This is a genomic window from Kribbella amoyensis (assembly GCF_007828865.1).
Taxonomy (GTDB): Bacteria; Actinomycetota; Actinomycetes; order Propionibacteriales; family Kribbellaceae; genus Kribbella; species Kribbella amoyensis.
Genome location: NZ_VIVK01000001.1, coordinates 3,916,382 through 3,942,963, shown reverse-complemented (window position 1 = coordinate 3,942,963; position 26,582 = coordinate 3,916,382). Strand labels below are relative to the sequence as shown.

The 26,582-nt window shown below is 69.8% G+C and carries 23 protein-coding genes and 2 pseudogenes; 9 read left to right on the top strand and 16 right to left on the bottom strand.

Annotated elements, in window-relative coordinates; translation table 11 throughout:
- Positions 1–160 precede the first annotated feature (160 nt).
- From FB561_RS18630 to FB561_RS18605, 6 genes are all read right to left on the bottom strand, one after another.
- Entirely contained in the window at positions 161–1,150 is a 990-nt protein-coding gene (locus FB561_RS18630; RefSeq protein ID WP_145808358.1) for a TerC family protein, read from the bottom strand.
- A 123-nt stretch (positions 1,151–1,273) separates the two neighbouring features.
- Positions 1,274–1,822 (bottom strand): hypothetical protein, encoded by a 549-nt coding sequence (locus FB561_RS18625; RefSeq protein WP_145808355.1) that lies wholly within the window; start codon positions 1,820–1,822, stop codon positions 1,274–1,276.
- Position 1,823: 1 nt separating this feature from the next.
- The gene (locus FB561_RS18620; protein ID WP_238334896.1) at positions 1,824–3,230 is read right to left on the bottom strand and encodes an Nramp family divalent metal transporter; all 1,407 of its coding nucleotides are present in this window, start codon (positions 3,228–3,230) and stop codon (positions 1,824–1,826) included.
- Between the two features lie 193 nt (positions 3,231–3,423).
- Complete coding sequence (locus FB561_RS18615; RefSeq protein WP_145808351.1) at positions 3,424–5,568, bottom strand: acetate--CoA ligase family protein; 2,145 nt, start codon at positions 5,566–5,568, stop codon at positions 3,424–3,426.
- A 34-nt stretch (positions 5,569–5,602) separates the two neighbouring features.
- The gene (gene frc / locus FB561_RS18610; RefSeq protein WP_145808349.1) at positions 5,603–6,829 is read right to left on the bottom strand and encodes a formyl-CoA transferase; all 1,227 of its coding nucleotides are present in this window, start codon (positions 6,827–6,829) and stop codon (positions 5,603–5,605) included.
- Between the two features lie 67 nt (positions 6,830–6,896).
- A complete protein-coding gene (locus FB561_RS18605; protein WP_202880658.1) occupies positions 6,897–8,618 on the bottom strand; it encodes a thiamine pyrophosphate-binding protein in 1,722 nt (573 codons plus the stop codon).
- A 239-nt stretch (positions 8,619–8,857) separates the two neighbouring features.
- Here FB561_RS18605 and FB561_RS18600 point away from each other — a divergent pair, with 239 nt between their 5' ends.
- On the top strand, positions 8,858–9,142 hold the full coding sequence (locus FB561_RS18600) for a hypothetical protein (RefSeq protein ID WP_145808348.1): 285 nt from the start codon (positions 8,858–8,860) through the stop codon (positions 9,140–9,142).
- 5 nt (positions 9,143–9,147) lie between these two features.
- Here the strand turns inward: FB561_RS18600 and FB561_RS18595 are convergent, their stop codons facing one another.
- Both FB561_RS18595 and FB561_RS18590 read right to left on the bottom strand, forming a co-directional pair.
- Positions 9,148–9,729, bottom strand: coding sequence for a hypothetical protein (locus tag FB561_RS18595; protein ID WP_145808346.1), 582 nt, complete (start codon positions 9,727–9,729; stop codon positions 9,148–9,150).
- 56 nt (positions 9,730–9,785) lie between these two features.
- The gene (locus FB561_RS18590; RefSeq protein WP_145808344.1) at positions 9,786–11,168 is read right to left on the bottom strand and encodes an OFA family MFS transporter; all 1,383 of its coding nucleotides are present in this window, start codon (positions 11,166–11,168) and stop codon (positions 9,786–9,788) included.
- 166 nt (positions 11,169–11,334) lie between these two features.
- On the opposite strand from FB561_RS18590, the gene sucC reads away from it, so the two are divergent.
- From sucC to FB561_RS18575, 3 genes are read left to right on the top strand one after another with little or no spacing between them, the layout of a single operon-like run.
- On the top strand, positions 11,335–12,489 hold the full coding sequence (gene sucC / locus FB561_RS18585; RefSeq protein ID WP_145808342.1) for an ADP-forming succinate--CoA ligase subunit beta: 1,155 nt from the start codon (positions 11,335–11,337) through the stop codon (positions 12,487–12,489).
- Between the two features lie 13 nt (positions 12,490–12,502).
- Positions 12,503–13,396 carry a succinate--CoA ligase subunit alpha gene (sucD, locus tag FB561_RS18580; protein ID WP_145808339.1) on the top strand — a complete coding sequence of 298 codons (894 nt, stop codon included), beginning with the start codon at positions 12,503–12,505 and terminating at the stop codon, positions 13,394–13,396.
- Positions 13,397–13,413: 17 nt separating this feature from the next.
- Entirely contained in the window at positions 13,414–14,289 is an 876-nt protein-coding gene (locus FB561_RS18575) for a 2-hydroxy-3-oxopropionate reductase (protein WP_145808337.1), read from the top strand.
- 164 nt (positions 14,290–14,453) lie between these two features.
- Here FB561_RS18575 and FB561_RS18570 read toward each other — a convergent pair whose 3' ends face one another.
- From FB561_RS18570 to FB561_RS18560, 3 genes are read right to left on the bottom strand one after another with little or no spacing between them, the layout of a single operon-like run.
- Positions 14,454–15,479, bottom strand: a complete 1,026-nt coding sequence (locus FB561_RS18570; RefSeq protein ID WP_145808335.1) for a 2-dehydropantoate 2-reductase — start codon at positions 15,477–15,479, stop codon at positions 14,454–14,456.
- A gap of 10 nt (positions 15,480–15,489) precedes the next feature.
- Positions 15,490–17,265, bottom strand: coding sequence for a glyoxylate carboligase (gene gcl, locus FB561_RS18565; protein WP_145808333.1), 1,776 nt, complete (start codon positions 17,263–17,265; stop codon positions 15,490–15,492).
- A 9-nt stretch (positions 17,266–17,274) separates the two neighbouring features.
- Positions 17,275–18,087, bottom strand: coding sequence for a hydroxypyruvate isomerase family protein (locus tag FB561_RS18560; protein WP_145808331.1), 813 nt, complete (start codon positions 18,085–18,087; stop codon positions 17,275–17,277).
- A gap of 159 nt (positions 18,088–18,246) precedes the next feature.
- On the opposite strand from FB561_RS18560, the pseudogene FB561_RS39230 reads away from it, so the two are divergent.
- Positions 18,247–18,762: pseudogene (locus FB561_RS39230) on the top strand (dihydrofolate reductase family protein); the annotation flags it as partial.
- Positions 18,763–19,125: 363 nt separating this feature from the next.
- On the opposite strand, the pseudogene FB561_RS39225 reads toward FB561_RS39230, so the two are convergent.
- The 3 genes and pseudogenes from FB561_RS39225 to FB561_RS18540 form a co-directional block, all read right to left on the bottom strand.
- Positions 19,126–19,533: pseudogene (locus tag FB561_RS39225) on the bottom strand (sigma-70 family RNA polymerase sigma factor); the annotation flags it as partial.
- A gap of 187 nt (positions 19,534–19,720) precedes the next feature.
- Positions 19,721–20,431: a peptidoglycan-binding domain-containing protein gene (locus FB561_RS18545; RefSeq protein ID WP_202880657.1), complete on the bottom strand. Its 711-nt coding sequence runs from the start codon at positions 20,429–20,431 to the stop codon at positions 19,721–19,723.
- Between the two features lie 143 nt (positions 20,432–20,574).
- Positions 20,575–21,012, bottom strand: coding sequence for a MarR family winged helix-turn-helix transcriptional regulator (locus tag FB561_RS18540; protein WP_145808329.1), 438 nt, complete (start codon positions 21,010–21,012; stop codon positions 20,575–20,577).
- Between the two features lie 47 nt (positions 21,013–21,059).
- Between FB561_RS18540 and FB561_RS18535 the strand changes: the two genes are divergently transcribed.
- Positions 21,060–22,460, top strand: a complete 1,401-nt coding sequence (locus FB561_RS18535) for an MFS transporter (protein WP_145808327.1) — start codon at positions 21,060–21,062, stop codon at positions 22,458–22,460.
- Between the two features lie 9 nt (positions 22,461–22,469).
- Here the strand turns inward: FB561_RS18535 and FB561_RS18530 are convergent, their stop codons facing one another.
- Positions 22,470–23,426, bottom strand: coding sequence for a GlxA family transcriptional regulator (locus FB561_RS18530; protein ID WP_145808325.1), 957 nt, complete (start codon positions 23,424–23,426; stop codon positions 22,470–22,472).
- A gap of 121 nt (positions 23,427–23,547) precedes the next feature.
- Between FB561_RS18530 and FB561_RS18525 the strand changes: the two genes are divergently transcribed.
- The gene (locus tag FB561_RS18525; protein ID WP_145808323.1) at positions 23,548–24,345 is read left to right on the top strand and encodes an alpha/beta hydrolase; all 798 of its coding nucleotides are present in this window, start codon (positions 23,548–23,550) and stop codon (positions 24,343–24,345) included.
- Positions 24,346–24,632: 287 nt separating this feature from the next.
- Positions 24,633–24,836: a cold-shock protein gene (locus FB561_RS18520; RefSeq protein WP_145808321.1), complete on the top strand. Its 204-nt coding sequence runs from the start codon at positions 24,633–24,635 to the stop codon at positions 24,834–24,836.
- Positions 24,837–24,867: 31 nt separating this feature from the next.
- Here the strand turns inward: FB561_RS18520 and FB561_RS18515 are convergent, their stop codons facing one another.
- Positions 24,868–25,374 (bottom strand): GNAT family N-acetyltransferase, encoded by a 507-nt coding sequence (locus FB561_RS18515; protein WP_145808320.1) that lies wholly within the window; start codon positions 25,372–25,374, stop codon positions 24,868–24,870.
- 122 nt (positions 25,375–25,496) lie between these two features.
- Between FB561_RS18515 and FB561_RS18510 the strand changes: the two genes are divergently transcribed.
- On the top strand, positions 25,497–26,450 hold the full coding sequence (locus FB561_RS18510; protein ID WP_145808318.1) for a class I SAM-dependent methyltransferase: 954 nt from the start codon (positions 25,497–25,499) through the stop codon (positions 26,448–26,450).
- Positions 26,451–26,582: the final 132 nt, after the last annotated feature.

The following is a 26,582-nucleotide window of genomic DNA, read 5'->3' as shown; positions in this document are numbered from 1 at the left end:
GGGCGGGGGCGGAAGGCGGTTGGCGGGGGCGTCGGGGGCGTCGGACTGCGGGGCGGGTGGCCGGGGTGGGTGGCCGGACGTGGGACTCCGGGGGCGTGGGACTGCGGGGCGGGTGGCCGGGGCGGGGGGCGGGTGCGTGGGTTGGGTGGTTGTTGGCGGGTTAGTCGTTTGCGCTGACTTCCTCGGGTTGGGGCTGGTCCTGGTTGGTTGTGCGGCTGTCTCGGGAGGATTTGAGGAGGCTGAGGACGGCGGTGAGGACCAGGGTGCCGAGGATGATGCTCAGGGAGACCACGATGGGGATCTCGGGGGCCCAGGAGACGCCGCTGTGGTGGAGGGCTTCGAGGATCAGTTTGACGCCGATGAAGCCGAGCACCACCGAGAGGCCGTACGAGAGGTAGACGAGGCGGTCGAGCAGGCCGCCGATCAGGAAGAAGAGCTGGCGCAACCCCATCAGCGCGAACGCGTTGGCGGTGAAGACCAGGTACGGCTCCTGGGTGAGGCCGAAGATCGCCGGGATCGAGTCGAGGGCGAAGAGCAGGTCGGTGGTGCCGATCGCGATCATCACGACCAGCATCGGGGTCGCGAAGCGCTTGCCGTCGATCCGCGTGGTCAGCCGCGCCTGGTGGTACGTCTCCGTGGTCGGCAGCACCTTGCGGACCTTGACCAGGACGGCGTTCTCCTTGAACTCCTCCTCTTCCTTCGACGTCGCCAGCTTCCACGCCGTGTACAGCAGGAACGCGCCGAACAGGTAGAACACCCAGTTGAAGTGCGAGATCGCCTCGGCGCCGACCGCGATGAAGATGCCGCGCATCACCAGCGCCAGCGCGACCCCGACCAGCAGCACCTTCTGCTGGTACTGCCGCGGCACCGCGAACTTGCCCATGATGATGATGAAGACGAACAGGTTGTCGACCGACAGCGAGTACTCGGTCAGCCAGCCGGCAAAGAACTCCCCACCCGGCTCACCGCCCGCGACCAGGGTCAGGCCGACGCCGAACAGCAGCGCGATGCCGACGTAGAAGGACACCCACAGGGTCGCCTCGCGCAGGGACGGTTCGTGCGGCTTCCGGGCCACGATCAGGAAGTCCAGCACCAGCAGGGCCAGCAGGGCGGCGATGGTGACGATCCACGCCGACAACGAAACGGTCATGTGCTCCTCCAGGGCTCCGGCGGGCAGGCCGGATACGCGGCCGCCCGCGGCTGACGGTGCAGTCGCGGGCGGCTTCGGTGCGGCGAGAGTGCGCCGCGGTGCGGAAAGAGTGCTCCGCCGGGATCAGGCGGTGCGGGCCCGGCGTTTCTTCCGGGCGCGGGCGGCGGCCTCCTTGCGAGCCTGCATCGACTCGGCCAGGTGGACGTACTGCGCGACGGTGCTCCGGGCGTACGGGTTGTGCTCCATGATCCGCGGCCACCAGTGCCGGCCGATCTGTTCGTGCATCCAGAGGAACCCGATCGCGAACCCCATACTGAGCAGGGCCCGAAACGCGAGGAACTGCAGCGGTTGTTCGGGCAGTCCGGGCGTCCCCGCGACCACCCATTCGGTCACCACCGCGTGCACCAGCAGGGCGAGCGGGAACCCGATCACCCAGTAGACCGCTGCCGGCGCGAACACCCCGGCAGGGACCTTGCGGAACGCGATCAGCACGGCGTACCCGACGCCCAGGGCGACGAGCGGTACCGCGAGACCGAGTCCGGTCAGCACGGCCCAGCCGACGGGCTGGCCGATGAACGCGCCCAGCCCCCCGGCGATCAGGCCGGCTGCGACTCCCACGGCCGCGGCGGGCACGGAGTACTCCGCCAGCTGCCGGACCTTCTCGGTGTCCATCTCAGCCCACGACCACGCCGAAGCGCACCAGGCTGTAGAACAGCATGCCGAGGTAGAAGACGGCACCGAACCCGATGATCGCGTTGCGGACCGGGCCGGGCCGGATCGGTTTGGGCAGCATCTTGTTGTTCACCAGGAGCAACACGATGCAGTACGCGCCCATCGCGAACGTGGACAGGAACGCCAGGATGTCCAGGATGCCCGCCGGACCGTCGGCCGGACCGAACAACAGGATCAGGATCCCGAACGTGATGACGCCCCACAGGAACCCGGCGTACAGTCGCGACATCGAGAACCGCTTGGCCCCGGGGATGAAGTAGTACGTCATGTCCGCCTGGCCGCGGCTGAACGAGTCGAACAGCCCGAGCGTCGCGTTCAGGCCGATCAGCGCGATGAAGCCGAAGAACAACGTCCCCAGGATCGGGCTGCCGGCCGAGGCGAAGGCGTCCGACATCGCGCTCAGCGCGGCGTCCCGGTCACCGCCCTCGATCAGCGACGCGACGTTCGGATTCTCCCGGGCCGCCGACATCGCCAGCACGGTGAACGAGACCGTGACCAGCATCGTGATGCCCCAGAACAGCAGCAGCGCGTCGAACGTGACCCACTTCCGCCAGCCCTTCCACTTGCGCATCTCGTCGGCGTCGTCGGTGTCGAACATGTACCCGCGGGACGGCATCGACTCCGCCTCGCCGGCCGACCGCAGGCCGCGGATCTTCGGGATGTGCGACCCCATCGCGGCGCCGCTGTCGCGCAGCTGCAGGGTGTACCACATCTGCTGCATCCCGGACGGTCCGGCGAACGCGATCGAGCCGACCACGATCGGGAACCACGCCTCCGACAACGCCTTCTCCGGGAAGTACCCGAAGGCGAACATGCCGGACAGCGTGTTGCCCAGGTCGCCCCAGCTGCCGACGATCGCCGCGATCACCGACGTGCCGACCACCAGCAGGCCGATCAGCAGGCCGAGCAGCTTCTCCAGGAAGTTGTAGATCACCGAGAGCATGCTGAACAGCACGCCGACGAAGATCAGGGCGACGCAGGCCGTGACCTGCCAGGGGACCCCCGATATCTCCTCGAACGCGGCCGCGCCGGCGGAGAGATGGCCGGGCCAGATGTAGATCAGGATCGCGGCCACGTAGAAGAACCACATCAGCGGTTTGAAGACACGCGCGGCGCCGAAGAAGATGCTCTCTCCGGTCGCCATCGCGTACCGCGCCATCTCCAGCAGGACGAACGCCTGCAGGGTGACTCCGACCAGGAACAACCAGCGGATGTCCGGACCGAAGACCAGGACGAGCCGGGGCCACATGTAGGACTCACCCATGCCGACGCCCAGCGCGACCAGGAAGACGGTCGGACCGAGGATGTGCAGGGAAGGCGGTGCCTCCGGCAGCGGCCGGATCGGCATCGGTTCGAGCCTCCCGGCCCGCCAGACCCGTTCGGTCCCAGCGGTCGAGGCAGGCTCTTCCGGTACTTCTGAGGTCTTGCTTGTGACGTCCAAGGCGGACTCCTTAGATCGACGCCAGCGTGACAAGTACTGCTCCCCCGTGGATTCCCCCCTTCTCCAAACGCATCACCGGCTTCCTCACTGTTGGCGGTGGTCAGGACCCCAGCGGTCCCGCGTTCCGGGCCCACCGGTACTTCGCGCCGAGCACCTGGACGGGCAGCTCGGTGGTGTACGGGTAGGCGACCACCCCGTGGTCGAACAGGTACTGGCTGGCCTCCTCGACCTCGACGTCACCGGACAGCGAGGCGACCACGGGCTTGTCGATGCCCTTGGCCCGGTACTCCTCGACCACCTCGGCGACGAGCTGCGCGAACACCATCGGCGGGGTCACGATGGTGTGCCAGTAACCCAGGATCAGCGCGTGGATCCGGTCGTCGGACAGACCGAGCGCGATCGTGTTCCGGTACGTCGACGGCGGTTCGCCACCGGTGATGTCGACCGGGTTGCCGGAGGCTCCGAACGGCGGGATGTACTCCTTGAACGCGGTGTCCAGGTCGGCCGGCATCGACATCAGGGTCAGCCCGTTGTCCACACACGCGTCGGACAGCAGCACGCCGGAGCCGCCCGCACCCGTGATGATGACCACGTTCTCACCCTTCGGCGTCGGCAGCAGCGGGATGCCGCGGGCGTACTGGAGCATCTCGTTCAGCCCCGGAGCCCGGACCACCCCGCCCTGCCGCAGGATGTCGTCGTACACCTTGTCGTTGCCGGCCAGCGCGCCGGTGTGCGAGCTCGCGGCCCGCGCGCCCATGTCGGTGCGGCCGGCCTTGAGCACAACCACCGGCTTGTTCTTCGAGACCCGCGCCGCGGTCTCGGCGAAGGCCCGGCCGTCCTTGAGATCCTCCAGGTGCATGGCGATCAGGTTGGTGTTGTCGTCGTTCTCGAAGAACGTCAGGAGGTCATCCTCGTCGATGTCGGCCTTGTTGCCTACCCCAACGATCGCGGAGACGCCCATCCGGCTGGACCGGCTGAAGCCGAGGATCGCCATCCCGATGCCTCCGCTCTGTGACGACAACGCCACGCTGCCGCGCACGTCGTACGGCGTACAGAAGGTGGCGCACAGGCTTTCCGGCAGGTAGTAGTAGCCGTAGATGTTCGGGCCGAGGATCCGGACGCCTGACTTCTTCGCGATCGCGACGACCTCGTCCTGGAGCTCCTGCTCACCGGTCTCGGCGAACCCGGACGGGATCAGGATCGCGCCGGCCACACCCTTCTCACCGCACTGCTCGAGCGCCCCGCCGACGAACTTGGCCGGCACCGCGAACACCGCGACGTCCACATCACCGGGCACGTCGGTGATGCTCGGGAACGCCTTCAGCCCGAGTACCTCGCCGCCCTTGGGGTTGATCGGGTAGATCTCCCCGGCGTACCCACCGTTGACGAGGTTCTTCATCACCGAGTTGCCGATCTTGCCGGCCTCGTTGGACGCCCCGATCACGGCGACCGCGCGCGGCTTCATGATCCGGTTCATCGCGGACAGGATCTCGTCCTGGCTGTACCGGTCGACCGGCTTGCCCGCCTCGGCGTCCACGATCACCCGGAAGTCGACCGCGGTGGCCCCGTCCGGCCCGGCCAGCACCGGGTTCAGGTCCACCTCGGCGAACTGCGGGAAGTCGGTGACCAGGTCGGACAGCCGCTGGACGATCCCGGCCAGCGCGTCCTTGTCCACCGGCCGCGCGCCGCGGACGCCGTCGAGCATCTCGTGCGCGCCGATCCCGTCGATCATCGAGCGGGCCTCGTCGGCCGAGGTGGGCGCGAGCCGGAAGGTGACGTCCTTCAGTACCTCGACCAGGACGCCGCCAAGGCCGAACGCGACCACCTTGCCGAACGTCGGGTCGGTCACCGCCCCGACGATGACCTCCTGCACATCACCGCCCGTGACGAGCATCTTCTGGACCTGGACCCCGGTGATCTCCGCGTCGGCCTTGTACGCCGCCGCGTTGGCCAGGATCTTCTCGTACGCCTCGACCGCGGCCTGGGCGGAGTCGACGCCGACCACCACACCGCCGGCGTCGGTCTTGTGCAGGATGTCCGGCGAGACGATCTTCAGCACGACCGGGAACCCGATCTCGGCGGCCAGGCCGGCCGCCTCCTCGGCGCTGGTGGCCAGCCCCTCGCCCGGGGTCGGGATGCCATACGCGTCGGCGACCCGCTTGGCGTCGGGCGCGCTGAGCGAACCGCTGCCGTCGGCGAGCGCCTGGTCGAGGATGGACTGGACCACTGCCTTGTCATAAGTCATGCCTGAAGCTCCTCAGAAGCGGTGTGGGTGGCGCTCAGATGACGCCGGCGGCCTTGAGCTCTTCCAGTTCGGCCGTGTCGATGCCGAGGCCGCCGTAGATCACGGAGTTGTGTTCGCCCAGGCCAGGTGAGGTCTCCACCTGGACCGGCGAGTCGGACAGCTTGATCGGGCAGCCGACGGTCTTGAAGCTGCCCCGGCCGGGGTGCTTCACCTCGACCACCGCGCCGAGCTCGGCGAGCGTCTCGTCCTCGATCAGCTCCCGGGTCGACATGATCGGCCCGCACGGCACGTTCAGCGCGTTGAGCTTGTCCATCACCTCGAACTTGGTGTGCTGCTCGGTCCACTGCTCGATCAGCGCGAACATCTTGTCCAGCTTGTCGAGCCGGGCGGCCGGGGTGGCCCAGTCCGGGTCGTCGGCCAGTTCGGGCTTGCCGATCAGGGTCGCGATCGGGGCCCAGCCGGGCGGCTGGACGATCACGTAGATGTAGTCGTTCGGTCCGCCCGGCGCACACCGCACCGCCCAGCCCGGCTGGCCGCCACCGGACGCGTTGCCGGAGCGCGGCACCTCGTCGCCGAAGTTGTCGTTCGGGTACTCCCGCAGCGGTCCGTGGGCGAGCCGCTGCTGGTCGCGCAGCTTGACCCGGGTCAGGTTCAGCACGGCCTCCTGCATCGCCACGCTGACCCGCTGGCCCTTGCCGCTGTGGGTCCGCTGGTACAGCGCCGCCAGGATGCCGGCGACGAGGTGGATACCGGTCCCGGAGTCGCCGATCTGGGCGCCGGTCGCGGTCGGCGGGCCGTCCTCGAACCCGGTCGTGCTCATCGCGCCGCCCATCGCCTGAGCGACCACCTCGTAGGCCTTGAAGTCCTCGTACCGACCGGGGCCGAAGCCCTTGATCGAGGCGAAGATCAGACCGGGGTTGATCAGCTGCAGCCGGTCCCAGGTGAAGCCCATCCGGTCGATCGCGCCGGGGGCGAAGTTCTCCACCAGGATGTCGACGTCCTTCACCAGGTCGGTGAAGATCTCCTTGCCCCGGTCGCTCTTCATGTTCAGGGTGATGCTGCGCTTGTTGCAGTTGAGCATCGTGAAGTACAGGCTGTCGACGTCCGGGATGTCGCGCAGCTGCTGGCGGGTGATGTCGCCGGTGGGCGCCTCGAGCTTGATCACGTCGGCGCCGAGCCAGGCGAGGATCTGGGTGCAGGACGGTCCGGACTGCACGTGGGTCATGTCGAGTACGCGGACACCTTCAAGGGCCTTGGCCATGTCGGTCCTCCAGGACTGGGGCGGGGGCGCCGGCCGCGATTCCACCGGCGCACCACCGCCGGGATCGCTACTTGTACATGGTCTGGTTCATCGTGCCGGGCGCGTACGCGTCGGGGTCGACCCACACGTTGATCAGCGACGGCAGGCCGGACTCGCGGGCTCGCTGCATCGCCGGTCCGATGTCCTTGGGGTCGCGGACCTCCTCGCCGTAGCCGCCGAGCATCCGGGCGAACTCGTCGTACTTCACGTCGCCCAGGGTGTTGCCGATCCGGCCGCGGTCCTTGCCGTACTTGGCCTCCTGGCCGTACCGGATCTGGTTCATCGAGGAGTTGTTGCCGACCACGCCGACGAACGGCAGGTTGAACCGGACCAGCGTCTCGAAGTCCCACCCGGTGAGCGAGAAGGCGCCGTCGCCGAACAGCGCGACCACCTCCTGGTCCGGCCGGGCGTACTTGGCCGCGAGCACGAACGGGATGCCGACGCCGATGGTGCCGAGCGGGCCCGGGTCCATCCAGTGGCCGGGCGCCTTCGGCTGCACGACGCCGCCGGAGAAGGTGACGATGTCGCCGCCGTCGCCGATGTAGATCGAGTCCTCGGTGAGGAACTCGTTGATCTCGTGCGCGAGCCGGAGCGGGTGGATCGGGTTCGCGTCCGACAACTGCCGCGGCAGCCGCTTCTGGTACGCCGCGTCCTCCTCGGCCCGCAGTTCGGCGAACCAGGCCTTCCGGTCGGTCTTGCGGACCCGGCCCGACGAGGCCTGGGTGACCGCGGCCAGGATCGCGCCCGGGTCGCCGACCAGGCCGAGGTCGATGTCGCGGTTCTTGCCGACGGTGCGGTAGTCCATGTCGATCTGGACCACGGTCGCGCCCTTCGGCAGCCGGCGGCCGTAGCCCATCCGGAAGTCGAACGGGGTGCCGACGATCAGGATCAGGTCGGCGTTGTTGAACCCGTACCGCCGGGACAGGTGGAAGTGGTGCGGGTCGCCGGGCGGCAGCGTGCCCCGGGCAGAGCCGTTCATGTACGCCGGAACGTCGAGCTGCCGGACGAACTCGATCGCGGCGTCACTGCCGCGAGACGTCCATACCTGGGTCCCGAGCAGGACGACCGGCTTCTCGGCGTGGGCGAGCAGGTCGGCGAGCGCCTCGACGTTCGCCGGGTCGCCGATGCTCTTGGTGGACCCGCGGTACCGGCCCTGCTCCGGGACGGTCGCGGACTCGACCGGGACGGAGTTGTCCAGGATGTCGCGCGGGATCTCCAGGAACGACGGGCCGGGGGCGCCGTTGTAGCACTCGCGGAACGCCATCGAGACCATGTCGGCGACCCGCGCGGTGTGCGGGACGGTCGCGGCGAACTTGGTGATCGGCGTCATCATGTCGACGTGCGGCAGGTCCTGCAGGGACCCCATCTTGTGCTGGTTCAGCGCGCCCTGGCCGCCGATCAGCAGCATCGGGCTCTCGGCCCGGAACGCGTTCGCGACGCCGGTGACCGCGTCGGTGGTGCCGGGGCCGGCGGTGACGACGGCGCAACCGGGCTTGCCGGTCATCCGCGCGTACCCGTCGGCCGCGTGCGCGGCGACCTGCTCGTGCCGGACGTCCACCACCGCGATGCCCTCGTCGACGCAACCGTCGTAGATGTCGATGATGTGTCCGCCGCAGAGGGTGAAGATCACGTCGATCCCCTCGGCCTTGAGGGCCTTGGCGACCAGGTGACCGCCGGAGATCGTCTCGGGCTTCGGCTCCGGCTCGGTCACCGCGGCGACCGCGTTTGATTCCGACACTGTTTGGGCCATCTGTGCAGTCATCTCCTCGTGGAAGGTCCGGTCTGCCCGGGTGGGCCACACTGCAGCTGGGTCAGTCGACCTGTTCAGTAGATTGCATACCGTATGGTGTAGTCGTAGTCATATCGCACCCCCGAACCCGTTGTCCAGAGGTCGGCACCCGGCAGAATTCGCTATGGCGACTGTATGCAGTATCCCATATTCTTGTCCATGGAGTCCCGGCCGGAAGTACCGCGAACAGGGGAGCTGCGATGACCATCCACGACGAACTCGACCGCACCCGGCGCGCCCTGCAGGCGCTCGAGAACGCCCTGACCGGACTGCGGAACCAGCTCGGCCCACACCTCGACGTACTCCGCCTGGCCGACGACGTCGCGCGCTGCTCGGCGGACCTGCGCCGGCTGGAGGACCAGGTCCGCGCACCGCGTCCGCACGAGCTGGTGGTGATCCCCGACGACGAACCGGCGCACGCCTTCTGGGGCGCCGGCGACATCGACCACGAGGGCCTCGGCGCACCGGGCCGCCGGGCGCCCTGACCGGATCAGGCGAGCGCGAGGCACTGCTTCAGCAACCGCCGTAGCCGTACGTCGCGGTCGTCGTCCGTGGTCCGGGCGGCGACCGCGACGGCTTCGGCAGCGTGTTCGGTCGCCACGAACGTCCGGTAGAACGACTCGCCGAGCCGCACCCGTCCAAGGACCGGCAACCACCAGCGAGCCACTCCCCCGGCTCGCTGGTCCGGTCTTTCCGCGAGGAGGTAGAGCGCGGTCTGATACCCGCGGGTGAGCCGTCCGCGTTCGTCCTTCGTCAGGTCGGCCGTGCCGGACAGCGCGGTGGACCCACAGAGCGCGACCAACCGCGCGGACAGCTCGAAGCCGGTCCGCGCGGTGTCGAGGAACGCGGGCGCCATCGGGAGGAGCTCACGACGCCCCGCGGTACTGCTGTGGTCGTGCACGGCTCGCGCGATCGAGCCGAGAACCGGGTGGACGCAGGTCGGCCGGTCGGTCCACGGCTCCCGGGCCAGTTTGGAGACCAGCTCGAGGACGCAGGGTTCGGGGCGCGCCACCCACGCGTACGAGCTGAAGCCCTGGTCCGTGTACGACGGCTCCACCGGCTCGGGAGCCACCCGGAGGAGGCTTGGGCGGTTGCCGGGCCCGGCGAGGGGCCCGGTCTCCGCGCGGCTCACTCGCCCGGCCGTACTGCGCCGGTCACCGGTGTGCCGAGTTGGGATCGCAGACGCAGGGCAGGGCGGCCGGGTTGTTTGAGGAAGCGGACGCCGCTCGCGGTGAGCAGGCCGAGCAACCCGGCGCCGAGGAAGAGCGGCCGGTACCCGACGGTGGCCACCAGGGCCGCGGCGACACCGATCCCGAGCAGGCCACCGACGGCCTTCGCGCTGTAGAGGATCGCCTGGTTCTGCAGGAGGCTGTTCTCGCCGAAGTACTCCAGCACCAGGTTCGCCATGATCGCGTAGAACGCGCCACCGCCGAGCCCGGCGAACATCGCGCACAGCACGAACGCCCAGCCGATCCCCGCCTCCCCCGCCAGCACCAGACCGACATGGGTACAGCCCTCGATCATCAGGACCGCGGCCAGTACCCGGCGACGGCCGAACCGGTCGGACAGGCTGCCGGCGAAGGACCGGCCGAGACCGTTGACCGCGGCAAGCAGTCCGGCGGCGAACCCGGCGACCGCGACTCCCAGCTGGACCTCGACCGCGTAGCTGAAGACGAACGCGATCCCGAACAACGACAACGCGGCGCTGACCGCGAGGGTCAGCCACATCAACGGCAACGCACCGGTCCGCATCGCCTCGGCCGGCTTGTAGTACCGGACCGCGGGAACGTTGTGCGGGATGTTCCGGTTCAGCTTCCGGTCGACGGCCCACGCCTGCGCGTCGATCTCGGCCGGCCACCAGTGCCGCGGCGGATCCTTGAGCACACTGCCCGCGGTCAGCACCACCAGCAGCGCGATCACGGCGGTCACGTCGAACACGATCCGCTGCCCGCCGGCCGAGTCGAAGATCGTCAGCAACGCGATACTCGGCACCGCGCCGACCGCGAAGCCACCGGTGACGAACCCGATCGTCGCGGTCCGCCGATCCGGGAACCACCGAGCGGCCGTGGTGATACAGGCTGTGTAGACAAGCCCGGCACCCGCGCCACCGACCACGGCGTACCCGATCAGGACGACCGGATAGCTGCCCGCGTGCGCGAGCGTGGCCAGGCCGATCGCGGCGAGGACGCCACCCAGGACCACGAGTTGGGTGGGCGTGGCTCGGCGGACCCGGTGGACCCAGGCCGCGGGTACGGCCACCAGGGCCTGGCAAGCCACGAAGAGCGCGAGCAGCCACATCGTCGCGACCGCACTCCACGAGCGGCTCGACTCCAGACCGAGTGCGGCGGCGCCGAAGGAGTATTGCAGCGGACTGATTGCGACCATGCAGGCCCACGCGGCCCACAGTTGCCAGCGGCGTGGATGTCCACTCAGGTCCTGGGCGTCCTCGCCGATCCGGTACTGGCGTCCGTAGACGTCACGCACGTCCCGGGGGGTGGGGGTCACGTTCATGAGCGCCTCCTGACTACTGCATACCGTATGGAACTTTGGTACTCCTCCCAGCAGCCGTTGTCCAGAGCGCGGACCCTTGTGAAGCGATGTGCATACAGCATACAGTCGGCATTTCTAGCGACTTCTGTCGTGCGACGGCCCGCCCGATCCGAGGAGAGGACTGCCTGTGGACCTGATGGAGTACCAAGCCAAAGAACTCTTCGCCCGGCACGGCGTACCGGTCACGCTCGGCCGGGTGATCGAGGATGCGGCGGACGCGGCCGAGGCGGCCGAAGCGCTCGGTGGCCGGGTGGTGGTCAAGGCCCAGGTGAAGACCGGCGGCCGGGGCAAGGCGGGCGGGGTCAAGCTCGCCGCCGATCCGGCCGAGGCGACCGCGCGGGCCAAGGACATCCTCGGGATGGACATCAAGGGCCACACCGTCCGCCGGGTCCTGCTCGCACCCGCGGCCGAGATCGCCGAGGAGTACTACTTCTCCTTCCTGGTGGACCGGGCGCAGCGCAACTACCTGTGCATCGCGAGCACCGAGGGCGGCGTCGAGATCGAGGAGGTCGCGCACACGAACCCGGACGCGATCGCCAAGGTACCGATCGATCCCGCCGTCGGCGTCGACGAGGCGAAGGCGGCCGAGATCGTCGCGGCGGCCGGGTTCCCGGCCGAGGCGGCCGAGGTGGTTCGCAAGCTGTGGGACGTGTTCGTCGCCGAGGACGCCTCGCTGGTCGAGGTGAATCCGCTGGTCAAGCTGGCCGACGGCCGGCTGGAGGCGCTCGACGGCAAGGTCACGCTGGACGAGAACGCGGCGTACCGGCACCCGGACCACGCGGCGTTCGAGGACAAGGCGGCGGCCGATCCGCTCGAGGCCGCGGCCCAGGAGAAGGGGCTGAACTACGTCAAGCTGGACGGCGAGGTCGGCATCATCGGCAACGGCGCCGGCCTGGTCATGTCCACGCTCGACGTGGTCGCGTACGCGGGTGAGGCGCACGGCGGGGTGAAGCCGGCCAACTTCCTCGACATCGGCGGCGGCGCCTCGGCGGCGGTGATGGCGAACGGACTCGGGATCATCCTCGGCGACGCGCAGGTGAAGAGCGTGTTCGTGAACGTCTTCGGCGGCATCACCGCCTGCGACGCGGTGTCGAACGGGATCGTCCAGGCGCTGGAGCTGCTCGGCAAGAGCGCGGACAAGGCGCTGGTGGTCCGGCTCGACGGCAACAACGTGGACGAGGGCCGCCGGATCCTGGCCCGGGCGAACCACCCGCTGGTGACCGTGGTCGACACGATGGACGGCGCCGCGGACCGCGCCGCCGAACTGGCCGCGCAGGCCTGAGAGGAATCGAGCTATGGCGATCTTCCTGACCGAGCAGAGCAGGGTCATCGTGCAGGGCATGACCGGATCCGAGGGACAGAAGCACACCAGCCGGATGCTTGCCGCGGGCACCAATATCGTCGGCGGCGTGACGCCGGGCAAGGGCGGCCGGTCGGTCGACTTCGCCAAGCGGTCGATCCCGGTGTACGGATCGTGTGCCGACGCGGTGAGGTCGGCCCGGGCGGACGTCTCGGTGGTGTTCGTGCCGCCGAAGTTCACCAAGGGCGCCGTGATCGAGGCCGTCGACGCGGGGATCCCGCTGGTGGTCGTGATCACCGAGGGCGTACCGGTGCACGACACGGCCGCCTTTTTCGCGCACGCGCAGGCGGCCGGCACCCGGATCATCGGGCCCAACTGCCCCGGCATCATCAGCCCCGGCCGGGCGAACGCGGGCATCATCCCGACCGACATCGCCGGTCCCGGCCGGATCGGGCTGGTGTCGAAGTCGGGCACGCTGACGTACCAGATGATGTACGAGCTGCGGGAGTACGGGTTCTCCACTGCGATCGGGATCGGCGGTGACCCGATCATCGGGACCACCCACATCGATGCCCTGCAGGCGTTCCAGGAGGACCCGGACACCGACGCGATCATGATGATCGGCGAGATCGGCGGCGACGCCGAGGAACGTGCGGCCGCCTTCATCGCGGCGAACGTGACCAAGCCGGTGGTCGGGTACGTGGCCGGCTTCACCGCGCCCGAGGGCAAGACGATGGGGCACGCGGGCGCGATCGTGTCCGGGTCGTCCGGTACCGCGGCCGCGAAGCAGGAAGCGCTCGAGGCGGTCGGTGTGAAGGTCGGCAAGACCCCGTCCGAGGCGGCGCGGCTGATGCGCGCGGCGCTCGAGCAGATCCTCGACCCGGTCTGATTCGGAGAGGTAGTCACATGGCAAAGATCGGATTCGTCGGGCTCGGGATCATGGGCTCGCACATGGCGGCCAACCTGGTCCGGGCCGGCCACGAGGTCACCGGGTACGACGTGGTGCCCGCGTCGGTGGAGAAGCTCCTGCAAGCCGGCGGCAAACCGGCACCCGACATCGCCGGGGCCGTCGCGGGCGCCGAAGTGGTGATCACCATGCTGCCCGACTCCCCGCAGGTGGCCGAGGTGGTACTCGGTCCCGGCGGCGTGCTCGAGTCGGCGGCCTCCGGGTTGCTGCTGATCGACATGTCGTCGATCGCCCCGGAGACCTCGCGTGAGGTGGCCGCCGCCGGCGCCGCGCGTGGAGTACGGGTGCTGGACGCGCCGGTGAGTGGTGGTGAGCAAGGCGCGATCAAGGCGTCGTTGTCGATCATGGTCGGCGGCGAGGATGACGTGTTCGAGGCGGCCCGGCCGATCCTGGAAGACCTCGGCCGGACCATCGTGCACGTGGGCGGCCACGGCGCCGGCCAGACCGTCAAGGCGGCCAACCAACTGCTCGTCGCCGGCACCATCGCCCTGGTCAGCGAGGCGATCGTGCTGCTGGAAGCCTCCGGCGTCGACGGCGAACGCGGCCTCGAGGTCCTCGCCGGCGGCCTGGCCGGCAACCGCATCCTCGACCTCAAAGCCGCCACCATGCTGGCCCGCCAGTTCGATCCGGGCTTCCGCATCGACCTCCACCACAAGGACATGGGCATAGCCACCACAGCAGCCCGCTCAGCAGGCGTAGCCCTCCCGGTCACCGGCCAAGTAGCCCAACTGGTAGCCGCGGCCAAAGCCAAAGGCCACGGCTCCCTCGACCACTCAGCCCTCCTCAAGGTCATCGAAGACCTCTCCGGCCGCTGACCACTCTCCCACCCGAACGCGGGCCGGCCCCCAAGCCGGCCCGCTTTCCTTTGTCTTCAGGACTGACAGTGTCTTCAGGGCTGACAGCACTCTGCGTCTGAAGGTCCTCGCGGTGACCTTCAGACGCAGAGTGGGTTCTGGAGGAGGTGGATCTGCCTCCTGGGTCAGGGGGTGGCGGGGGCTCGGGCTGCTGTGGGGGCGTGGGCGAGGTTGGCGCCGCCGGTGCCGATCTTGGTGGCGAGGAGGTCGGCTACTGCGTGGACCGCGCGGAGGGTGGGGGCTTTCGTGCCGGTGAGGTCGGCCAGTTCGACGACGGCGGCGAGGATGACGTCGAGCTCGAGGGGTTTGTCCTTCTCCAGGTCCTGGAGCATGGAGGTCTTGTGGTCGCCGACGCGTTCGGCGCCGTCGATGCGTTTGTCCACCGAGATCTCCGGGGCGCAGCCGACCGCTTCGGCGATCTCCAGGGTCTCCTCCATCATCAGGCGGATCATCGCGCGGGTGCCTTGATGCTGGGCGATCTCCACCATCGTCGCCCGGGCCAGGGCGCTGATCGGGTTGAAGGCGGCGTTGCCGAGCAGCTTGATCCAGATGTCCTTGCGGACGTCCGCCTCGACCGGGCATTTCAGGCCGCCCTCGACCATCGCGGTACTGAACGCCTGGCACCGCTCGCTGGTCCCGCCGGCCGGTTCGCCGATCGAGAACCGGGTGCCCTCCAGGTGCCGGACCACGCCCGGTCCGTCCAGTTCGGTCGAGCAGTACACGACGCAGCCGATCGCGCGGTTCAGCGCGAGCACCCGGGTCACCTCACCGTCCGGGTCCACGGACTCGATCCGGCGCCCCTCGTACGGTCCGGGCAGGCCGTGGAAGTACCACCAGGGGATGCCGTTCTGGGCCGCGATGACGGCTGTCCTGTCGTGCAGCAACGGCTCCAGCAACGGTCCGGCCGAGGCGTACGAGTTGGCTTTCAGGCCGAGGAACACGTAGTCCACCGGACCGATCTCGGCCGGGTCGTCGGTGGCCGGGGTCCGCGCGACCCAGTCGCCGCGCGGGCTGAAGACCTGGACGCCGTCCTTGCGGATCGCGTCGAGATGGGCACCGCGGGCGACGAGGTGGACCTCGGTCCCGCCGCGGTGCAGGGCCGCGCCGACATAGGCGCCGATCGCCCCGGCGCCGAGAACTGCGACTCGCATGAGAGGTCCCCTAGTCTCTGAGCCCGGAGGCGGTCGGGATCGGGTTCGCCACGTCGGTGAGCTCGTCGAACTCGACGACGTTGTCGATCTCGGTGCCCATGGCAACGTTCGTGACGCGTTCCAGGATCACCTCGACGACGACCGGCACCTCGTACTCGACGAGGAGCTTCTTCGCCTCCTCCAGCGCGGGCAGGATGCCGTCCGGCTCGGTCACCCGCAGCGCCTTGCAGCCCAGTCCCTCGGCCACCTTGACGTGGTCGACGCCGTACCCGCCGAGCTCGGGGGTGTTGATGTTGTCGAACGAGAGCTGGACGCAGTAGTCCATGTCCAGCCCGCGTTGCGCCTGCCGGATCAGCCCGAGGTATGCGTTGTTCACCACCACGTGGATGTACGGGACGTTGAACTGGGCGCCGACCGCAAGCTCCTCGATCAGGAACTGGAAGTCGTAGTCCCCCGACAACGCGACGACGGTCGCCTCCGGATCCGCGACGGCGACCCCGAGCGCGGCCGGTCCGGTCCAGCCGAGTGGGCCTGCCTGGCCCGCGTTGATCCAGTGCCGCGGCCGGTACACGTGCAGCATCTGCGCGGCCTGGATCTGCGACAGCCCGATCGTGGAGACGTACCGGACGTCCGGGCCGAACGCGGTGTTCATCTCCTGGTAGACCCGTTGCGGTTTCACCGGGATGTCGTCGAAGTCGGTCCGGCGCTGCAGCGTGCGCTTGCGTTCGCGGCAGGCGGCGGTCCACTCCGACCGGTCCGGCAAGGGTCCCTCGGCCACGCGTTGCCGGGTGACGTGGATCAGCGTCTCCAGGGCCGCCTTCGCGTCGGAGACGATGCCGAGGTCGGGCGCGAAGACCCGGCCGATCTGGGTCGGCTCGACGTCGATGTGGACGAACTTGCGCCCGGCCCGGTACACGTCCAGCCCGCCGGTGTGCCGGTTCGCCCACCGGTTGCCGATCCCGACGACCAGGTCGGAGGCGAGCAACGTCTCGTTCCCGTACCGGTGGGAGGTCTGCAGGCCGACCATGCCGGCCATCAACCGGTGGTCGTCCGGGATCGTGCCCCAGCCCATCAGCGTCGGCACGACCGGGACACCGTGCAGTTCGGCGAACTCCACCAGCAGGTCCGCCGCGTCGGCGTTGACGATGCCGCCGCCGGCCACGATCAGCGGGCGCTCGGCCGCCGCCAGCATTTCGAGCACCTTCTCCGCCTGCGCGACCGAGGCGCGTGGCGTTGCCACCGGCAACGGTGTGTACAGGTCCGGGTCGAAGTCGATCTCGGTCAGCTGTACGTCCAGCGGCAGGTCGAGCAGGACCGGGCCGGGCCGGCCGGAGCGCATCAGCTGGAACGCCTTCTGGAAGGTCCCGGGCACCTGCGCGGCCTCCAGTACGGTGACCGCGAGCTTGGTCACCGGACCGGCGATCGCGGGGACGTCGATCGCCTGGAAGTCCTCCTTGTGCAGCTTGGCGACCGGAGCCTGCCCGGTGATGCAGAGGATCGGGATCGAGTCGGCCGACGCGGAGTACAGGCCGGTGATCATGTCGGTCCCAGCCGGGCCGGAGGTCCCGACGCAGACGCCGATGTTGTCCGGCGCGGCGCGGGTGTAGCCCTCGGCCATGTGCGACGCGCCCTCGACGTGCCGGGCGAGGACGTGCCGTAGCTCGCCCTGCGCGCGGACCGCGGCGTAGAACGGGTTGATGGCCGCGCCGGGCAGCCCGAACAGGTGGGTCACGCCCTCACGACGGAGGATCTCCACCGCCGCGCGGGCGGCAGTCATACGAGGCATGCCAGCTCCTTATCGATCCGTGCGGGGGATCCAGCCGAAGCTCTCGGCGGTACTGCCGCTGGGCTTGTACTCCAGCCCGATCCAGCCGGTGTACCCGGCCGCGCGCAGGGCGCCGAGGTGCTCGTCGAGCGGGATCGTGCCGGTTCCGGGCTCGTGCCGGCCGGGCGCGTCCGCGATCTGTACGTGCGCGATGCGATCGGCGCAGGTCGCGATCACCTTCGGCACGTCGTCCCCGTTGACGGTCAGGTGGTAGAGGTCGGCCAGCAGCCCGATCCCGGTGACGCCGGCGTCGCGCTCGACCCGGTCGATCACCGCGACCGCGTCGGCGGCCGTCAGCAGCGGATAGCGGTCCGCCCCGCTGACGGGCTCGACCAGGACGGTCCCGCCGAACGACCCGGCCGCGGTGGCGGCCAGGGCGAGGTTCTCCACGGCCAGTTCGTCCTGGGCCGCCGGGTCGGTCCCGTCCACCCGATTGCCGTACAGCGCGTTGAAGGCCCGGCAGCCGAGCCGTTCACCGATCCCGAGCGCCACCGCGATGTTGTCGCGGAACTCCAGGGACCGCTGCGGCCAGGAGACCAGGCCGCGGTCGCCGCCGGGCAGGTCGCCGGCCGCGAAGTTGAGGCCGATCAGCCGGACGCCGGCGTCGCGGATCGCGCGTTCGAACGCGTCGACCTCGGCGTCACCGGGCAGGGCCGAGTCGAACGGCCACCAGAACTCCACCGCTTCGAATCCGGCGGAACGGGCAGCCGCGGGTCTTTCCAGTAGGGGCAGCTCGGTGAACAGGATCGAGCAGTTCACGGCCGGTGCGAACAAGGATTCCATCGGTCCCGCCTTTCGGAGGGCTTGGTATACGGGATACAGTAGGCTGGCGTCCGGAACCGGTCAAGGCATGACAAAGGTCACACTTCGCCCCCTCCGGCGGCTGGGAGAAATAGTTCGTGCCGGACCGATGAATCCGGCGACCACCGGCAGTACGTACGGGTGTCAGCTGTTCACCGGTCCGTACGGACCCGCCGGAAGGAGCCCATCGTGGGACGTGTCATCGTGATCGAGTTCATCAGCCTGGACGGTGTCGTCACGGACCCGGACGGATCGGCCGGGACGCCGACCGGCGGCTGGGCCTTCCGGCACGGCCCTGAGTCGGTGGCCGGTGACAAGTTCCGGCTCGGCCGCTCGCTGGACGACGGGGTGATGCTGTTGGGCCGGGCCACCTGGCAGCTGTTCGCGCGGATCTGGCCCCGCCGGACCGACGACTTCTCCACCCGGATGAACAAGGCGGAGGAGCTGGTCGCGTCGACGTCACTCGGCGACGTGTCAGCCTGGCCCAACTCGACCGTCCTCGACGGGGACCTGGTCAACGGGGTCCGGGCCCGGCGGGAACGCCAGGACGTCATCGTCGCCGGCAGCGTCAGCGTGGTGCGGGCCCTGCAGGCAGCGGACCTGGTCGACGAGTACCGGCTGCTGACCTTCCCGTCGGCCGTCGGCGCGGGGGAACGGCTCTTCACCGCTCCCCTTCACCTGACCTGCACGGCGGCCGAGCAGGTCGGTGCCGCCGTCCTCGCCCGGTACGAGCGCGAGGCTACGAACGGCTGGCTGGAAGGCGTCGAAGACCTGGTCGTACTGGAACACCCGGTTGTGGGTGATCCCGGCCGGGGTGACGGTGAAGACGTGCAGCGTGTGCAGGGCGTACCCGCCGTCGCCGTCGCCCCGGTAGACCGCGATCCCGGGCTGCCCGTTCGCCGCCAGGGGGAACACCCGCCAGTCGGTCCCGCGCAGCTCGAAGATCCTGGCGACGAAGCGCAGGTGGTCGTCGCGGCCGCGGAACCAGGTGAGGAACGGCGGCATCTCCAGTACCCGTTGCTTGGCCGGCAGGTACTGCAACGCGGCGATCAGCGCCAGCCGCAACGAGTCACGGCGGACGGCCACCGCCTCCGGGTCGGCGGGATCCGGGGCCACCATCGCGTCCGGCATCGGCTGGAGCCAGGCGACCTCGGTACTGCGGACGAGTGGCGTGCCCGGGTCGTCGGAGCGGGCCACCAGGCCGGACGGGAGCGGGCGGCGGGCGCGGGACTTCAGCGCGGTGAGGCAGGTGTTCGTGGCGATCCGGTAGAGCCAGGTCCGCAACGACGCCCGGTCCTCGTCGTACCGGTCGAAGGCGCGCCAGGCACGGATCAGGGTCTCCTGCAGGAGGTCCTCGGCATCGTGGGCCGCGGCGGACATGCGGTAGCAGTACGCCAGCAACTCCCGGCGGTAGGGCGCGGTCCGCACCGCGAAGTCGTCGCTCACGCCGAACAGTTAACCCGCCGAAGTGTCACGACGCGCTCGCATCCGCCGATGATCGGGATCAGCGGAGCCCCGGGAACCGGGACATCGACGCTCGGTACGCAGGCGAACGGGGTGCCGGGCGACGTGGCCCGGCACCCCGTTTCAGTACGACGAACGGTTACGCGGTTTGTCAGATGCAGGCAGGCAGGCTGCTGCGGGAGAAGTCGCGCACGCTCCTGGTGGTGTGGGCCGGGCGGTAGGTGCCGACGAAGACGTCGAGCTTGACGCTCTTGTACGTGCCGCCGTAGTACCCGCCCTGCTTGGCGATCCGGTTGGGGCGCATGGCGTCACCGTCGAAGTAGGTACCCGGGTCGGTGTAGAAGTAGAAGAGGGAGTTCTTGCCCGTGTTGTTCCACGCGGAGTAGCGGAAGTCCCCCGAGCGCTCCTTGCACATGTACACGGTGAAGCCGGACTTCCAGCCCAGCGCCATGCCCAGGGTCCGCAGCTTCCGCCAGGTCTGGGGGCCGACCTTTCCGTCGACCGAGAGGCCGGCGTCGGCCTGGAACGCCCGGACCCGGTTCCGCGTTCCCGCGCCGTACACACCGTCGACGGAGAGCGCACCGATCTTCTTCTGCAACTGCTTCACACAGGTACCCCGGCTGCCGTACGCCAGGTAGGTGCTGTAGCAGTTCGCCGCGGTCGCGGCAGCCTCGGTCACTGCTTCGGTCGCAGCCGTCGTGGCCGCGGGAGCCGCTGCCGCCGGCGCGGACACCGGGGTGTTGCTCGAACTCTTCTGATCCGCGTGGACCGCCGTGGTCACGCCCGCCACCAGGCCACCGGCCACTACGGTGGCGATGACGACCGCACGGGTCCGACGGCCACGCAGGATGTTCCTCGTCACTTTCGATTCCTCCTAGGACGTACCCCGAGGCCGCCCATAGATTTTCCAGCTGAAGCCGGAGCGTAACCAAAAAGGCCTACCGGTCACTGCCCGTACTCACCCGTACCGACGCACCCTCGGGGACAGCGAGGGACCTCGCGGGGTCAGCTGTGGGTCGCGCGGAGGGCCTGGGCGAGTTCGTCCAGGGCCGGAAGGGCATCGATGATGGTCTGCGCGGACTGCTCCGGGATCTTGCCCAGGCACTCGGCGATCGCCTCAGTACGGAGCAGCTTGATGCGTTCGTGCAGTTGGCGGCCCGCGTCGGTCGCCGCGACCCGGATCGCGCGGAGGTCGTCCGGATTCGGGTCGCGCTGGATCAGCTCCAACTCGGTGAGCTTGCCGATCACCCGGGACAGCATGGTCGGGTTCAGACCCTCCAGCTGGGCCAGTTCGGTCAGTCCGAGCGGGCCGCGGAACGCGATCAGGCCCAGCACCGACGCCTGGGTCGGCGTCAGCCCCTCGTGCGTCGCCGTGGCGTTGAGCTCCCGCGCGAGCCGCGAGATCACCCCGCGGAGCTGGTTCAGCGTCTCGGTGTCGGACATGGTTACCCCTTTATTGCCTGCTGGCAAGCAATGTACTCTGACGGTTGATGACCGCGACGCCGAGGACCTCGACCGCCCCGCCGGACGCGGACGAACCGCTCCCGCATCGGCGGATCGTGTTCGGCATCGTGTCCATCGCCCTGCTGATGGCCTCGATCGACCAGACCATAGTCGCCACCGCGCTGACCGCCATCCAGCACGACCTGGACGCGCCGCTGAACTGGAGCGGCTGGACCATCACCATCTACGCGCTCGGCCAGATCCTGGTGATGCCCGTGGCCGGCCGGCTCGGCGACCAGTTCGGCCGGAAGCGGATCTTCCTCGGCGCCGCGGTGCTGTTCACGCTCGCCTCGCTGGCCTGCAGCCTGGTCGACAACATCTACCTGCTGGTGGTGTTCCGCGCGCTCCAGGCGATCGGCGGCGGCGCGTTCATGCCGACCGCGACCGGCATCGTGGCCGAGCAGTTCGGCCGGGACCGGGACCGCGCGGTCGGGATGTTCACCAGCATCTTCCCGATCGGCGGCGTCCTCGGCCCGATCATCGGCGGCGTCATCGTCACCTACTGGTCCTGGCGGGAGATCTTCCTCGTCAACGTGCCGGCCGGGCTGCTGCTGATCCTGCTCGCCGCCCGCTTCATCCCGCGCAGTACGCCCGCCAAGGCGGCCCGGATCGACCTGGTCGGCGCGGCCTTGCTGGCGCTCACCATCCTCACCGGGATGTACGGGATCACCTCGCTCGGCAGCCGCGACGCCGGGCCGCTCGATCCGGTGTTCCTCACCGCCGAGGTGCTCGCGCTGGTCTTCGGGTTCCTGTTCGTCCGGCACGCCAACCGGGCCGCCTCGCCGTTCATCCCGGTCCGGCTGCTGCGCGGCCGCGGGTTCGGCGTGATGAACGCGATCAACCTGCTCTATGGGGCGGCCGTACTCGGGTTCGGCGCACTCTTCCCGCTGTACGCCGAGGCGCGGTACGGGATCCAGCCGCTCCAGGCCGGAACGTTGCTCACGGCAAGAGCCGTCGGGATGATCTGCGTCGCGGGGCTGGCCGTGTTCGCGCTCCGCCGGACCGGGTACCGGGCGCCGATGATCGGCGGCTTCCTGCTGGTCGCGGCCGGGATGACGGTGATGGCGATCGCGCCGCACGGGCTCACGCCGTACGCCTGGCTGGCGATCGCGGCCGGGATCACCGGGATCGGGATGGGGCTGTCGATCCCGGCCTCGAACAACGCCAGCCTGCAGCTCGCGCCGGACCAGATCTCGGCGATCGCCGGGTTGCGCGGGATGTTCCGGCAGTCGGGCGGGATCATCGCGGTGTCGGTGACGACGACCCTGCTCTCGCACAGCGCGAACCCGGGGATCGCGCAGGCGCACAGCTTCGTGGTGTTCGCCGCGGTGCTGCTGCTGATCGTCCCGTTCACCCTGCTGGTACCGGACCACCGCGGCTCCTGGTAACCGCCTGACTCAGCCTGCCGCGAGCCGAAAGGTCGCCCGGTACGCGCCGGGACTGGTGCCGCTGCTCAGCAGGAAATGCCGGCGCAGCGACTCCGTGGAGCCGAAGCCGGCCGCGTACGCGATCTGGGTGACGGTCAGGTCCGACTCCTCCAGCAGCTCGCGGGCCCGCTCGACCCGGCGCATCACCACCCAGTCCAGCAGGCTCTGCCCGGTCTCGGCCCGGAACCGGCGCGCCAGGGTCCGTGTACTCATGTGCGCGTGCGCCGCCACCGACCGCAGGGTCAGCGGCTCGTCCAGGTGCGCGAGCATCCACTCCAGGACTGGGGCGAGGCTGCCGGTGAGTGGTCTGTCGATCACCTTCGAGTACTGCGACTGGCCGCCGGTCCGATGCGGTGGACTGACCAGCAGCCGGGACATGTCGTTCGCGTACGCCTGGCCGTGATCGGTGCGCAGGACGTGCAGGCAGAGATCCGCGGCCGCCAGCATGCCGCCCGAGGCGAGCACCTGGCCGTCGTCGACGTACAGCTCGTGCTCGGCCAGCTCGACCCGCGGGAACTCGGCCCGGAAGTCGTCCGCGAGCGCCCAGTGCGTGGTGACCCGGTGCCCGTGCAGCACCCCGGCGTACCCGAGGACGAACGCGCCCGCGCACAGGGACAGCAGCCGGGCCCCGCGCTCGGCCGCGACCGCGATGGCCTCCAGAACCTCGGGATCGCGGGCGGCGAGCGGATCGTCGACGCCGGGGACGACCACGGTGTCGGCGGCGGCCAGCTCGGACATCGGCCGCAGCTCGCCGAAAGTCGGTACCCCGGCCCGCCCGCACAGCGTGATCTCGTACGGCGACTCGGGCTCCGGCCGGATCCGGTGGAACACGGCCGGCCGCCGTCCGAACGCCTGCACCGCGACCGCAAGATCCAGCGCGGTCGTGCCGCCGAGAACCGCGATCCCCACCCGATGCCTGTCCGCCATCGCCCCTCCCCGGGGTGTCCTGATCTGGGGCAAGTATGGCCCGGATCGAGGCGTGCGCGGGGGTGCTCTGGCCGAACACTGAAGGCATCGACCGCACCACTTCGGCACCGGAGGCAGACAGATGAAACCCGACACGATCGTCCTGGTCCACGGCTTCTGGGTGACGCCGCGCAGCTGGGAGCACTGGATCGAGCACTACGAGCGACAGGGCTACCGGGTGATCGCGCCGGCCTACCCGGGATTCGAGGTCGAGGTCGAGGCGCTGACCGCGGACCCGGAGCCGATCGCCCGGGTCACGGTGCCGGAGATCATCGCGCACCACGAGAAGGTGATCGGGGACCTGGACAGCCCGCCGATCCTGATCGGGCACCCGGCCGGCGGCGCGTTCGTGCAGATCCTGCTCGACCACGGGTACGGCGCGGCCGGGGTGGCGATGAACTCGGCGCCGACCGAGGGGGTCCGGGTGATCCCGCCGCAGCAGCTGCGGGCCACGTTCCCGGTACTGAACAACCCGGCGAACCGGAAGAAAGCGATCGGCTACACCTACGACCAGTGGCGCTACGCGTTCACCAACACCTTCGGCGAGGCCGAGTCACGGCGGCTGTACGAGCGGTACCACGTCCCGGCCTCGGGCGGGATCCTCTGGGACAGCGTGCTGGCGAACTTCCGGCCCGGCCGGCAGGCGACCTGGGTCGACTACGGCAACGACGACCGGGCGCCGTTGCTGTTCATGTCCGGCGGTGAGGACCACCTGATGCCGCCGGCGATCCAGAAGTCGAACCTGAAGCATTACCGGTCGGCCAAGACGGTCACCGAGTTGCGGTTCTACCCGGGCCGCTCGCACCTGATGCCGGCCGAAGCGGGCTGGGAGCAGCTCGCCGACGACGCGCTCGGCTGGGCCGTCGAGCACGCGCGCTGATCCCGGCGCCGCGGTGGGTCCGGTCCGGAGAACCGGGAACGACGGTTCTCCGGACCGTGACGGTCTCGACATCCGGGCCCTGAGGGTCTCGACAACGGACCGAATGGTGCTAGGGTTTTCCCGGTTGCAGTTGCAGTTCCACGTTCGTTTCGAAACGCCCGCGGAGTGCTCCGCCGGGCGTTTTTCTCATCTCCGGGCCTTGGTCCGGGTGCGAGGGCTCGTACGGCAACCCGGGGACCGGCGCCCGTCGGTACCTGTCAATTGCCCCCACACCAAAGGAGCAGATCATGGCCAGCGGAACCGTGAAGTGGTTCAACAGCGAAAAGGGCTTCGGCTTCATCTCCCAGGACGACGGCGGCGCCGACGTGTTCGTGCACTACTCGGCGATCGCGACGAGCGGCTACCGCTCCCTGGACGAGAACCAGAAGGTCGAGTTCGACCTGACCCAGGGCCCGAAGGGCCCGCAGGCGGACAACGTTCGCCCGCTCTGAACCACACCTTCAGCACAGCAGGCCCGGTCCGTCAGGACCGGGCCTGTTCTGCTTCCAGCACCCAGAGCTCCTCGCCGTCGTCCACCTGAGTCGTCCGCGACAACCCAGCGGCCGCGGCGACGGCGGCCGACTTCGCGTGCTCCGGGTGGACATGCGCGACGACCCGTTCGACCTGGTGCTCCCGGAGCCAGCCGACCAGGCCGACGGCGGCCTCGCGGGCGTACCCACGGCCCTGCGTGCGGGTGCCGAGGACCCACGCGATCTCGGCGCCGTCCCCGGTCACGGTCGCCTGGACGTACCCGGCGAGCGTGCCGTCCGCGCGGGACCTGATCACCCAGTTGAGCCAGCTCTCCCCCGGCCGGCCCGGGCCGGCCACCTGCCGCTCGTACCGGGCGGTGAGGGCCTCGAGCGTCGGCGGCTCGCCCCCGGTGAAGGTGTAGAGCCCGGGGTCGCCGAGGACGGCGACCATCTCCGCGGCGTACTCGACCCGCAACGGCAGCAGCAGGAGCCGCTCGGTCTCGAACCGGGTCGCGATCATCGGGCCACCGTAAGCCACCGCGCCCGGTCCCGTCGCCGGAGCGGTTCCGTCGCCGGAGCGGTCACGTTGCCGAAGCGGCAAGAAAGCTCGGTGGTCCGGCCGGATCGATGGACACTGGCGGCATGATCGAGATCGACTGGGCCGGTCAGGCCGACAAACTCCGCCACTCCGCGACGACCGAAGCCGACTGGAACCTCCAGGTCGCCGGCGGCCTGATCCGCCCGACCGACCGCCTCGCCGTCGACGTCGGGTGCGGCGGAGGTGGCATGGCCAAGGCCCTGGCCACCGCGCTCGGCCTGTCCGCCGGGCAGGAGACGCCGGCCGAAGTGGTCGCCGTCGACGCGGACGCCGACGTCCTCGCCCAGGCCCGCGAGCACACCGGCGGCCTGGTCCGCTGCGAGCTCGCGTCGATGGACGACGGCGCGGAACCGTTGCGCAAGGCAATCGGTGCCCCGGCCGACTTGATCTGGGCCTCCGCCTCGGTGCACCACGCGGCCGACCAGCAGGCCGCGGTCACCGCCTTGGCCTCGTTGCTCGCACCCGGTGGCCGGCTCGCCCTGGCCGAAGGCGGTCTCCCGGCCCGGTGCCTGCCCTGGGACCTCGGCCTCGGCGAACCCGGGCTCGAACTGCGGCTCGACGCGGCCCAGGACCGCTGGTATGCCCTGATGCGCGACTCGCTGCCCGGCTCCGTCCCGATGCCCTACGCCTGGACCGAGGCGCTCCGCCGGGCCGGCCTCACCGAGGTCACCACCCGCACGATCCTGACCGAGAAGCCGGTACCGCTGCCGGCCGCGGACGTCGCCACCCTGGTCACCGAGTTCCAGCACCGCATCGACCGGCTGGACCCGGCCGTCCCCAACGCCGACCTGCACGGGCACGGTCATGGGCACGGCGCTGGGCAGGCGGCCGGGCACGGGCATGGGCACACCCCGGTGACCGAGGACTGGTTGTCCGCCGAGGACCTCGCCACCTGGCGCCGCCTGCTCGACCCGGCGGACGAGCACTACCTCGGCCACCGCACGGACCTCGCCGTCATCTCGGCCCGCAGCATCCACCTCGGTCACGCTCCGGCCTGACCTCGCTCCGGCCCGGCCCGGCCCGGCCCGGTTCGGCGGTCGGTCGGGTGGCGTTCACCGGACAAGGTGGTGGGCGCCACTCGGAGGTTGAGGACTGTCGCGTGCGGCGGTGAGGCCCCGGCGCCGTAAGGT